At 69.4% G+C, this 11,044-nt stretch carries 12 protein-coding genes and 2 pseudogenes; 9 read left to right on the plus strand and 5 right to left on the minus strand.

The features are described 5' to 3' along the window. Positions 1 to 3 precede the first annotated feature (3 nt). Complete coding sequence (locus MBEBAB_RS08115; RefSeq protein ID WP_021697477.1) at positions 4 to 1,311, plus strand: amidohydrolase; 1,308 nt, start codon at positions 4 to 6, stop codon at positions 1,309 to 1,311. A 3-nt stretch (positions 1,312 to 1,314) separates the two neighbouring features. Here the strand turns inward: MBEBAB_RS08115 and MBEBAB_RS08120 are convergent, their stop codons facing one another. Beyond that, entirely contained in the window at positions 1,315 to 1,557 is a 243-nt protein-coding gene (locus tag MBEBAB_RS08120) for a hypothetical protein (RefSeq protein WP_021697478.1), read from the minus strand. A gap of 140 nt (positions 1,558 to 1,697) precedes the next feature. Here MBEBAB_RS08120 and MBEBAB_RS08125 point away from each other — a divergent pair, with 140 nt between their 5' ends. The 8 genes and pseudogenes from MBEBAB_RS08125 (at position 1,698) to MBEBAB_RS08155 (ending at position 8,184) form a co-directional block, all read left to right on the plus strand. Beyond that, a complete protein-coding gene (locus MBEBAB_RS08125; RefSeq protein WP_021697479.1) occupies positions 1,698 to 2,489 on the plus strand; it encodes a TspO-related membrane protein in 792 nt (263 codons plus the stop codon). A 77-nt stretch (positions 2,490 to 2,566) separates the two neighbouring features. Then, positions 2,567 to 4,734: pseudogene (purL, locus tag MBEBAB_RS08130) on the plus strand (phosphoribosylformylglycinamidine synthase subunit PurL). 4 nt (positions 4,735 to 4,738) lie between these two features. After that, positions 4,739 to 5,281 carry a cytochrome P450 gene (locus MBEBAB_RS17515; protein ID WP_021697481.1) on the plus strand — a complete coding sequence of 181 codons (543 nt, stop codon included), beginning with the start codon at positions 4,739 to 4,741 and terminating at the stop codon, positions 5,279 to 5,281. 44 nt (positions 5,282 to 5,325) lie between these two features. Further along, positions 5,326 to 6,129, plus strand: a complete 804-nt coding sequence (locus MBEBAB_RS17520) for a cytochrome P450 (protein WP_021697482.1) — start codon at positions 5,326 to 5,328, stop codon at positions 6,127 to 6,129. A 58-nt stretch (positions 6,130 to 6,187) separates the two neighbouring features. Beyond that, on the plus strand, positions 6,188 to 6,427 hold the full coding sequence (locus tag MBEBAB_RS08140; protein WP_021697483.1) for a BolA family protein: 240 nt from the start codon (positions 6,188 to 6,190) through the stop codon (positions 6,425 to 6,427). Between the two features lie 4 nt (positions 6,428 to 6,431). Further along, a complete protein-coding gene (locus tag MBEBAB_RS08145) occupies positions 6,432 to 7,340 on the plus strand; it encodes an aldo/keto reductase (RefSeq protein WP_021697484.1) in 909 nt (302 codons plus the stop codon). 71 nt (positions 7,341 to 7,411) lie between these two features. Continuing rightward, a complete protein-coding gene (gene grxD / locus MBEBAB_RS08150; RefSeq protein ID WP_021697485.1) occupies positions 7,412 to 7,759 on the plus strand; it encodes a Grx4 family monothiol glutaredoxin in 348 nt (115 codons plus the stop codon). A gap of 2 nt (positions 7,760 to 7,761) precedes the next feature. Then, the gene (locus MBEBAB_RS08155) at positions 7,762 to 8,184 is read left to right on the plus strand and encodes an acyl-CoA thioesterase (protein ID WP_021697486.1); all 423 of its coding nucleotides are present in this window, start codon (positions 7,762 to 7,764) and stop codon (positions 8,182 to 8,184) included. A 13-nt stretch (positions 8,185 to 8,197) separates the two neighbouring features. On the opposite strand, the gene MBEBAB_RS08160 is transcribed toward MBEBAB_RS08155, so the two are convergent. The 4 genes and pseudogenes from MBEBAB_RS08160 to MBEBAB_RS08180 all read right to left on the minus strand — a co-directional run. Then, a complete protein-coding gene (locus tag MBEBAB_RS08160; protein WP_021697487.1) occupies positions 8,198 to 8,593 on the minus strand; it encodes a hypothetical protein in 396 nt (131 codons plus the stop codon). A gap of 198 nt (positions 8,594 to 8,791) precedes the next feature. Further along, positions 8,792 to 9,448: an SMC-Scp complex subunit ScpB gene (gene scpB, locus MBEBAB_RS08170; protein WP_021697489.1), complete on the minus strand. Its 657-nt coding sequence runs from the start codon at positions 9,446 to 9,448 to the stop codon at positions 8,792 to 8,794. After that, a complete protein-coding gene (locus MBEBAB_RS08175; protein ID WP_021697490.1) occupies positions 9,445 to 10,269 on the minus strand; it encodes a segregation and condensation protein A in 825 nt (274 codons plus the stop codon). Before MBEBAB_RS08175 ends, scpB begins: the two co-directional genes overlap by 4 nt. Next, positions 10,266 to 11,044, minus strand: a pseudogene (locus MBEBAB_RS08180) (glycoside hydrolase family 3 N-terminal domain-containing protein); the annotation flags it as partial. The pseudogene MBEBAB_RS08180 and the gene MBEBAB_RS08175, both read right to left, overlap by 4 nt.

The raw sequence follows: 11,044 nt of genomic DNA on the forward strand, positions 1-11,044 counted from the left end.
ACCATGAAACGACTGCTGATGCTGGCGGCCTGCGCGGCCGCTCTCGCCTCACCCGCCTTCGCCCAGGACGCGGCGCTGGAGCGGGCGGTGGCGCAGGACTATCAGGCCAATCTGGCGGCCCTTTGGGATCACTTCCACCGCAACCCGGAGCTGTCGGGGCTGGAGGTCCAGACCGCCGCGCGCATGGCGCAGGAGCTGGAGACGCTGGGCTATGAGGTGACCACCGGCGTGGGCGGCCACGGCGTGGTGGCGATCCTGCGCAACGGCGACGGGCCCACGGTCATGCTGCGCGCGGACATGGACGGCCTGCCCATCGCCGAGGATTCGGGCCTGGCCAACGCCTCGACCGCGCGGCAGGTGGACCACGACGGAACCGAAAAGCCGGTCATGCACGCCTGCGGCCACGATGTGCACATCACCGCCCTGGTGGGCACGGCCCGCCAGATGCAGGCGCGACGCGACAACTGGTCCGGCACCCTGATCCTGATCGCCCAGCCTGCGGAAGAGACCATCTCCGGCGCCCGCACCATGATGCAGGACGGGCTGTACGAGCGTTTCCCCAGGCCGGACTACGCCGTCGCCTTCCACGTGGCCTCGGGGCTGGAGGCCGGGCTCATCATGGTGCCCGAGGCCATCGCCTATTCCAGCTCGGACAGCGTGGACATCACCGTGCGGGGCGTGGGCGCCCACGGCGCCTCGCCGCATATGGGCGTCGACCCGGTGCTGGTGGCCAGCCAGATCGTGGTGTCGCTGCAATCCATCGTCAGCCGCGAGATCGCGCCCCTGAGCCCCGGCGTCATCACCGTCGGTTCGATCCACGGGGGCATCAAGCACAACATCATCCCCGACCGGGTGGATCTGCAGCTGACCGTGCGCTCCGATGATTTCGAGGTGCGCGAGCAGCTTCTGGACGGCATCGACCGGGTGGCGCGGGGCACGGCGGTGGCGCTGGGGGTGCCCGACGATCTGCTGCCGGTAGTGACGCGATCCCAGACCCAGACCACGCCACCGACAATCAACGACACGCCCACCGCCGCCATCGTGCGCTCGGCCATCGCGGCGGGCATGGGGGAGGACATCCTGATCGAACGCCGACGCGAGGGCATGGGAGCGGAGGACTTCTCCTATTTCATCGCGCCGGACACGGGCGTGCGCGGGGTCTATTTCGCGGTGGGCGGAACGGCTCAGGGCGAGCTGGAGACGGCGTCATCCCACCACTCGCCCTTCTTCCGCATCGAGCCAGAGCCGTCCGTCACCGCCGGGGTGACGGCCATGGTGCTCGCGGCCGAGGCGCTGTTCGCCGCCGACTAGACGTCAGGCGCCGGGTTCGCGCGGCGCCTGGCCCTGAACGCCGATGGAGTCGTCGATGGGGTCGACCTCGTCCTGAACGTCTTCCAGATCTTCGTCGTCCGCGTTGGCGGCCTGGATCGCGTTTGGATCGCGCTGGGCCTCAAGTTCGCGCTGGCCCAGGCCGAGGCCTTGCTGGCTGGCGCGATCAGCCTTGGTCTCGTCGGTTTCGAAGTGGGGGTCTTCGGGTGTGGTGTTGCTGTCGGTCATGACTCTCTCCGTCGGGCGGACAGTCCGCCCTCCACGGCGGCAACCTCGGGCCTCGCCGAATGTTCCTGTAGCGCAGTCGCAACCTTTCCCCGCCCGGAAGCGTAGTTATTGTAACGCTTGAAACCACCTGAAAGCGCGTCATGTCCTCCATCATCCGCCCAACCGCCGCCCAGCAGACCCGCCGCTTCGTGGTGCTGGCCGCAGCCCTCTTCGCCCCCATCGTCGGCTACGGCCAGATGCTGCTGGGGTGGGGACAGAGCCCCGCCGAGTTCTCCGCAGACGGCGACCAGACCCTGCGCGTGGCGGGCTACGCCTTCACCATCTGGGGTCTGATCTACACCTGGCTGATCGCCTATGGCGTCTGGCAGGTGCTGCCCCGCACCGGCGAGAGTGATCTGCTCAGCCGCATGGGCTGGCCCTCGGTGGCGGGCATGGTCGGCATCGGCCTTTGGGTCATCGCCTCGGCGGCGGACCAGGACGCGGCGACCGTCGTGCTGATCGCCGGTTCCGGGCTGGTGCTGGTCGTGCCGATGCTGATGAGCACCCAGCTGATCCGCGCCGCGCCGACGCGGGACTCCGACCGCTGGCTGGTCGCCTGGCCCCTGGGCCTGCTGGCCGGGTGGCTGACCATCGCCACGGCCGCCAACGTCCTGACCGTCGCCACCGCGAACGACGCCCTGCCCCCCGGCCTGCCGCCCACCGGCTGGGCCCTGCTGGCGGTGACCCTTGTGGTTGCGGCCGCCCTGCTGGTGACCTGGCGCCTGCGCCTGATGGCCTATCCCCTGCCCATCGCCTGGGGCCTGATGGCCGTGTTCGTGGCCGAGCAGGAGCGAAACCCGGTGCTGGGCTTTTCCGCCCTCGCCGCATCGCTGCTGGTTCTGATCGTCGCCCTGATCCTGGTGTTCCGCCTGAAGCGCGACATCGCGCGCTGACGCACGCGAGAGGCTGACACGACTCCCCGGGGACGCTAGAAGCGCGCCATGAGCGCGCACACCCCCACCATGCCGAACTGGCCGCCGAGTACGGCCTGGCCGAAAACGAATATCAGGTCGTCCTGGACCGCCTTGGGCGAGAGCCCAATCAGGTGGAGCTGGGCGTCTTCTCGGTGATGTGGTCCGAGCACTGCTCCTACAAGTCGTCCAAGATCCACCTCGCAAGTTTCCCACCAAGGGACCGCGGGTCATCTGCGGACCGGGGGAGAACGCCGGGGTCATCGACATCGACGACGGCGACGCCTGCATTTTCAAGATGGAGAGCCACAACCACCCGTCGTTCATCGAGCCCTATCAGGGCGCGGCGACGGGCGTGGGCGGCATCATGCGCGACGTCTTCACCATGGGCGCGCGGCCCGTGGCCCTGTTGAACGCCCTGCGCTTCGGCGATCCGGAGCATGAGAAGACCCGCCGCCTCGTCACCGGCGTGGTCGCCGGCATCGGCGGCTACGGCAACTGCGTGGGCGTGCCCACCGTGGCGGGCGAGACCAATTTCCACCGGGGCTACAACGGCAACATCCTGGTCAACGCCATGTGCGTGGGCGTGGCCAAGGCGGATTCCATCTTCTATTCCGCCGCCCCGGCGGCGGGCCATTCGGTGGTCTATTTCGGCTCCAAGACCGGACGCGACGGCATCCACGGCGCCACCATGTCCTCGGCCGAGTTCGACGACGAGTCCGACGCCAAGCGCCCCACGGTGCAGGTCGGCGACCCCTTCGCCGAGAAGCTGCTGATCGAGGCGACCCTGGAGCTGATGGCCTCGGGCGCCGTGGCCGCCATCCAGGACATGGGCGCCGCGGGCCTGACGTCCTCGTCCGTCGAGATGGCCGGCAAGGGCGGCGTGGGCATCGAACTGGACCTGGATCACGTGCCCCAGCGCGAAGAGGGCATGACCGCCTACGAGATGATGCTCTCCGAAAGCCAGGAGCGCATGCTGGCGGTGCTCAAGCCGGGCCGCGAGGACGACGGCCGCCGCATCTTCGAGAAATGGGGACTGGACGCCGCCGTCATCGGCAAGACCACCGACACCGGCCATCTGGTGCTGAAGCACAAAGGCGAGGTGGTGTGCGACGTGCCGCTGGCGCCCCTGTTCGACGACGCGCCGCTGTATGACCGACCGTGGACCCAGCCGACCCTGCACCCGCGCATCGACCCCAAGGACGTGCCCGCCCCCGCCGACTGGACCGACGCGGTGCTCAAGGTCATCGCCTGCCCCGACATGGCCTCCAAGCGCTGGATCTGGGAGCAGTACGACCGCCACGTCATGGCCGACACCCTCCAGGACTCCGCCACCGGCGCCGACGCGGGCGTGGTGCGCGTCCACGGCACCGACAAGGGTCTCGCGGTCACCAGCGACTGCACCCCCCGCTATGTCCAGAACGACCCCTATGAAGGCGGCAAACAGGCGGTGGCCGAGGCCTGGCGCAACCTGACCGCCGTGGGCAGCCGCCCCATCGCCATCACCGACAACCTGAACTTCGGCAATCCGCAGCGCCCCGAGATCATGGGCCAGATCGTCCGGGCCATCGACGGCATGGCCGAGGCCTGCGCCGCCCTGGACTTCCCGGTCGTGAGCGGCAACGTGTCGCTCTACAACGAGACCAACGGCGTCGCCATTCCGCCCACCCCCACCGTGGGCGCCGTGGGCCTGCTGCCCAACTATGACGTGACCACCGGCTTCGCGGGCATGGTCGAAGGCGATGCGCTGGTCCTGATCGGCGACACCAACGGCGAACTGGGCGCCTCCATCTATCTGCGCGAGGTGCTGGGCCGCGAGGACGGCGCCCCCCCGCCGGTGGACCTGAAGCTCGAGCGCAAGACTGGCGACTTCGTGCGCGACCTGATCGAGGCGGGCAAGCTGACCGTGGTGCACGACCTGTCCGACGGCGGTCTGATCGGCGCCGCGGCGGATCTGGCGCTGGCATCGGACACCGGCGTCGTGCTGGACGCCACCAGCGAACAGCACGCCCACATCCTGCTCTTCGCCGAGGATCAGGCCCGCTATCTGGTCGCGGTTCAGGACGCCGAAGCGCTGATCGCCGCCGCCCGCGAGGCCGGGCTGCACGCCTCGGTCGTGGGGCGCGCGGGCGGAACTGATTTCGCGTCGAAGGGCTTGTTCAGCATCCCCCTGGCCGAGCTTCGTCGTCGTCACGAAGGCTGGCTGCCCGACTGGATACAAGGCTGATCTCATGAGCATCACGGCGGACGCGGTTTACAGACCCCAGATTCCGCCGCGACGCGCCGGCGGGCCGCTGTCCACCCCCGCCTTCCTGTGGCTCAGTTGGCGTGATCCGCTGCGCATCTGGTCGGACCGGCACTTCGAGCTGCCGCAGATCCACGGACGCGGGCTGTTCGGCGAAATGCTGGTGGTCAGCCATCCCGACGGCGTCCGTCGGGTGTTGACCGAGAACGCCGCCAACTATGTGAAGGGCGACCTCCAAAGGCGCGTTCTGGGCCCGCTGCTGGCCGAGGGCATGTTGCTGGCCGAGGGCGAGGACTGGCGCCGCGCCCGGCGCATCATGGCGCCCCTGTTCACCCCGGCGCGCATCGGCGGCCTGAACCGGCGCATGGCCGAGGTCTGCGAGGCGCGGATCGCCGGATGGCGACTGGCCCCGCAGGGCCGCGTCATGGACATGGACAGCGAGTTGTCCGGTCTGACCTTCGACATCCTGTCCGCGACCATGTTCTCCGATGATCTGGCGGCCAGGCCGCCGACTTCGAGCGCGCCCTGAACAGCTTTCTTTCCGCCGGGGCCCGCATCGATCCGCTGGACGTGATGGGCGCGCCGGACTGGGCGCCGCGCCTGGGCCGCATCGCCAGCCACCGCTCGGCCGTGTTCTTCGAAAAGCGCGTCACCGCCCTCGTGGCCGCGCGGCGGGCGCAGATGGAGGCGGGGCGCCCGGCGCCGCCCGACCTGCTGACCGCCCTTCTGACCGCCCGGGACGAGGGCGGCGGCCGCGGCCTCAGCGACACCGAGGTGGCGGCCAACATCCTGACCTTCATCCTGGCCGGGCACGAAACCACCGCCCGGGCGCTGGGCTGGACCCTGCATCTGCTCTCGCGCCAGCCCGAGGTCATGGCCAGGGTTCAGGCCGAGGCGGACGGCTTCGACATCGACCAGCCGGACTGGGCCGACCGCATGCCGTGGATCCGGGCGGCCTTCGAGGAGACCATGCGGCTGTTCCCGCCCGCCCCGACCATGGCGCGCAAGGCGCTGGAGGCGGACGTGATCGGGGGCCAGGCCATCGGGGCGGGGACCACGGTGGTGATCTCGCCCTGGGTGCTGCAACGTCACCGCCTGCTGTGGGACGATCCCGACGCTTTCAGGCCCGAGCGGTTCCTGCCGGAGAACCGCAGGGCGGTCGACCGCTACGCCTACATCCCCTTCAGCGCGGGGCCGCGCGTCTGCATCGGCGCCAGTTTCGCCGTGCAGGAGGCGATGATCGCCCTGGCCGTCATCCTGCGCGAGGCCCAGGTGGAGCCGATCTCGCGGATCGAGCCCCGCCCGGTGCACCAGGTGACGCTTCGCGCCCACCGTCCCATCGCGCTCAGACTACGGAAGCGCCAGACGGCCGCGTAAGCCGCCCCTTAAGGATTATCGGCCATCCTTAACGCCGTTATTTGGAGGCCGATTCCCCATGCCCATGCCTGTCGAGGCGCTGGAACAGCATCTGCGCGAGGCGTTTCCCGACGCCGAGATCCAGATTCAGGATCTCGCCGGCGACGGCGACCACTATCGCGCGCGCATCGTTTCGACCGCCTTCACCGGCCTGTCCCGGGTGAAGCAGCATCAGGCCGTCTATGCAGCCCTGAAGGGCAAGATGGGCGGCGAACTTCACGCCCTGGCGCTGGAGACCAGCGCCCCCGAGGGAACCTGACACAATGCGCTATCGTCCCCTTGGCCGCTCCGGTTCGGCCGTTTCAGCCCTGACCCTGAAGATCGGCTCGGACGCCCTGGCCGGCGGCCCCTCTCGCGCCCAGTCTCTGGTGTTCGCGGGACTGGAGGCGGGCATCAACACCGTGCACCTGACCAGCGCCGATCCGGTGCTTGCCGAGGCGGTGGGGCAAGCCCTGTCTCAGGTTGATCGCAAGCTCATTCAACTCTCCGTCAGCCTGGGCCGCGTCGACGCGCGGCGGGGCGGCCGTGATTTCTCGCCCGAGGCCCTGACCGGCTCCATCGACCGCATCCTGCACGCCTCCGGCCTGGGCTGGATCGATCTGGCCCTGCTGGACGAGCCGGGCGAGGACGAGATGCCCCAGACCGCCCTGAACGCCCTCAAGGCCCAGCGCACTGCCGGACGCATCCGCATGCTGGGCATCGCCGGGGACGGCGAGGTGATGGACGCCTACATCTCCACCGGCGCGTTCGACGTGCTGGCCACCAGCTATCACGTGAACTCTCCCTGGCAGACCAAGCATCGCATACGAGCGGCGCTGGAACGGGACATGGCGGTGGTGGCCTATGGCTATTTCCCGGAAGAACTGGATACGGCGAAGAAGGCGGAAACGGTTCACGTCCCCAGAAAGGGTCTGTTCGGCCTGGGCGGGCGTCCCAAGCATGATCCGCTGGCCGGCGCGGGCACCTTCGCCTTCCTGCACCGGACCCACGGCTGGAGCGCCGAGCACATCTGCCTGGCCTTCGCCCTGACCGACCCGTCCGTCGCCACGGTCATGGTCGACGCCTCCCACAGCGAGCGCATCGAGGCCCTGGCCGCCGTGCCGGAGCGCGATCTGCCCCCCGGCCTGGCCGCCCAGATCGAGATGGCGCGGGTCCGCATGGCGGCGGCTTGATCCTCCCCAAGCCTTGACCCTGCCCCGATCGGTCCCTAGCTGACGGGTTCCTCCCGAACAGGCGAACTCCCGTGACCGATACGAACGAGAACCCCGTCCACGCCTTCATCGGCGCCACCGTGGCCGAGCACCCGGTGGTGCTGTTCATGAAGGGCACCCCCGACGCGCCGCGCTGCGGCTTCTCAGCCGCCGTCGTGCAGATCCTGGATCATGTGGGCGCGCCGTTCGTCGGCGTGGACGTGCTTCAGGACGAAGCCCTGCGGGACGGCATCAAGACCTTCACCGACTGGCCCACCATCCCGCAGCTGTATGTGAAGGGTGAATTCGTCGGCGGCTCGGACATCGTGCGCGAGATGTTCCAGTCCGGCGAGCTTCAGCAGGCCCTGACCGAAAAGGGCGTGGTCCTGGGCGAGGCCTGATCGTGGCCCGGCAGGCGCTGACCCCGCGCGAGGATCGCCAGGTCTTCACCCTGCCCCTGACCATCCGCGACGAGCACATCGACGAGAACGGCCACGTCAACAATGTGGTCTATGTGGGCTGGCTGCAGGAAGCCGGCACAGCCCATTGGAACAGCCGGTTCAGCGCCGAAGACCGGGCCCGCTGGTCCTGGGTCGCGCTACGGCACGAGGTGGACTATTTCCGCCCCCTGCCCCCCGGCGCGACGGTCGTGGCCCGCACCTGGGTCGGCGATCCGCAGGGGCCGCGCTTCGCCCGTTATGTCCTTATCGAGGACGGCGAGGGCCGTCTGTGCGCCCAGGGCCTTTCCGAATGGTGTCTGGTGGACGCCGAGACCCTGCGTCCGCACCGCATTCCGCCCGAAATGGTCAGGCCGTTCGAGGCCTGACCAATCGCTGCATTCAGGGCACGACCAGCGGATTGGCCAGCACCAGGGCGGCGCCCCGTTCCAGGCCCAGCTCCGCATAGGTCCAGGACAACTCCACACCCTCGGCGATCAGGGCGCGGCAGTGGTCGGGTTCGCTGCGGAACAGGGTCATTTCTCCGGCCATGGCGCCGCCGTCCACGATCTCCACGCGGAAATCAGACTTCTCGGTGCAGCCGTTGGAGGTGACGCGCACCACCGCCTGGTCGCGCTCGAAACGCACGCCGTGCACGCTTTCCAGTTCACGCGGCTCCAGCTCCACCGAGGTGGCCGAGGCGGCGCGCACGGTCGTCGTCTCGCCGCTGTCGCTGGAGTAGATGACGCAGCCGCCCAGCATCAGCGGGGCGGCCAGCAGCAGGGGAAGGAAGCGCATCAGCGGTTCGAATCTTCGCTGGTGGTGATGACGCGCGTGGTGGGCTCGTCAGTGGAGATGATGATGCAGCCGGACAGCAGCGGTGCGGCGATGGCGGCGATCAGAAGAATACGAAGCATTGGGAGGCCCCTTGAGTGACTTGATGCCCGATACTGCCAAGGCGCGCGTGCAAAGACACGTGAACAATCGGAAAGGGTGTCAGCCCTTGTCCTCGCCCCCCTCCACGAAGTCCTGAACGAACTCGGGCGTGTCGCCGTCCTCGACGGGGTCCTCGTCCTCGCCTTCGCCACGCGAAGGGTCCGGCACCTCGAACCCGGCGGGCAGGGACAGGTCCAGCAGGCCGGCGGCCTTCATCTCCTGCACGCCCGGCAGGTCATACAGGCTGGCCAGGCCGAAATGCTCCATGAAGCGGTCCGCCGTGGCGTAGGTGACCGGCCGCCCCGGCGTGCGCCGCCGCCCCTTCAGCTTCACGAACCCCATCTCCAGCAACAGGTCCAGGGTGCCCTTGGAGATGCTGACTCCGCGCACGCTCTCGATCTCGGCTCGGGTGACGGGCTGGTGGTAGGCGATGATGGCCAGGGTCTCCAGCGCGGCCCTGGACAGCCGGCGCGGCTCCTCGCGCTCCTCGGTCATCAGGAACGACAGGTCAGGCGCCGTGCGGAAGCGCCAGCGGCCCGCCACGCATTCCAGCTCCACCCCCCGGCCTGCATAACGCTCGATCAGGGCGGTGAGCGTCCCGCCCACATCGGCCCCTTCGGGCAGGCGGCGCGCGATCTCCTCCACCGACAACGGCGCGGCGGCGGCGAACAGCAGGGCCTCGATGCGGCGCTCCAGATCGTCGGGTTCCACGGTCACGGCGTCAGCTCCAGCGGCTGGCCGATATCGCGGCGGCGCAGGTAGAGGTCATCGAAGGCCCGGGTCTGGCGCACGTCCATGGCGCCTTCCTTGACCAGCTCCAGGCTGGCCGAGAGGGTCGAGGCCACATAGGAGGCCTGGGTCGGCCCCTCCCCGCCCCGCGCCCGCGTCGGGGCGACCTTCTCCAGCGGGGTCCAGTCGGCCAGTTTCGGCATCACCTCACGCAGCCAGTCGCGGGCTTCCTCGAGGGCGAAGGCCTCCACCCGCTGGGTGGGCGTATAGTGGCGGTGCTCCTCGCGGCGACGCTGGACCACATAGGCCACCATCAGGTCGTACAGGCTGATGTCCACCCGGTCCGACGGCACGATGACCGTGGCCTCCGGGTCGCCGCGGGTGAACACGTCGCGCTTGAGCTGAGGCCGCGCCGTGATGGCCTCCACGGCCGTGCGCATGGCCTCAAGCTTCTTGAGGCGGAAGGCGAGCGCGGCGGCCATCAGCTCGGCGGGCGGCTCATCCTTGGTCTTCTGCTCGTTGCGGGGCAGCAGCAGGCGGGACTTCAGATAGGCCAGCCACGACGCCATCACCAGATAGTCCGCCGCCAGCGAGAAATTGCGGCTGCGCGCCTCGTGCACGAAGGCCAGATACTGTTCGGCCAGCTTCGTGATCGACAGCTTCAGCAGATCGACCTTCTGGGTGCGGGCCAGCGCCAGCAGCACGTGCAGCGGCCCCTCATAGCCGTCGATGTCCACCACGAAGGTCTGGTCGTCGGGCACCGCGTCCACCGCATCGAAGCCCAGATCGGTCTGGAATTCCTCGGTCATGCCTCACCCGCCGCCGGGCCGGCCGCCGCCGTCATCCGACCCGCCAGCCGCGCCGCGAACCGGGCGCGGGCGTGGGCCTCGTCCAGCGGCTCGGGCGTGGCGGGCACGCGGGCCAGCGCCGCCTCGGCCCGCTTCGCCGCCGCACCCCTCAGGCGTCCGACGCCCTCGGCCACGGCGCGCATCTCGTTGAGATTGCCGTTGCAGTGCAGGACCACGTCGCATCCGCCTTCAGCGAGGCCTCGGCCCGTTCCCGCAGCGAGCCGCTGAGGGCGTTCATGGACAGGTCGTCGGTGATGATCAGGCCGCCGAAACCCAGACCGCCCCTCGCCACGTCCTCGCGCATCAGCCTGACCGCCTTGCGCGAGGTGGTGGCCGGCCGCTTCCTGTCGATGGCCTCGAACACCACATGGGCGGTCATGGCCAGGGGCATGTCCGACAGGGCGCGGAACGGCGCGAAATCCCAGGCGTCCAGGGTCTTCAAGGGATCGGACACCACCGGCAGGGCGTGGTGGCTGTCGGCCGTGGCGCGGCCGTGTCCGGGCATGTGCTTGATCACCGGCAGGACGCCGCCCGCCAGCAGGCCCTCCGCCGCCGCCCGGCCCAACAGGGCCACCGTGGCGGGATCGTGGGCGTAGGCCCGGTCGCCGATGATGTCGTGGGCCCCCGGCGTCGGCGCGTCCAGCACCGGCAGGCAGTCCACCGTGATCCCCAGCGCCAGCAGGTCATGGGCGATCAGCCGCGCACCCAGACGGGCCAGCTCGCGCGCCTCCAGCGG

It is taken from the genome of Brevundimonas abyssalis TAR-001 (genome assembly GCF_000466985.1).
GTDB classification, from domain to species: domain Bacteria; phylum Pseudomonadota; class Alphaproteobacteria; order Caulobacterales; family Caulobacteraceae; genus Brevundimonas; species Brevundimonas abyssalis.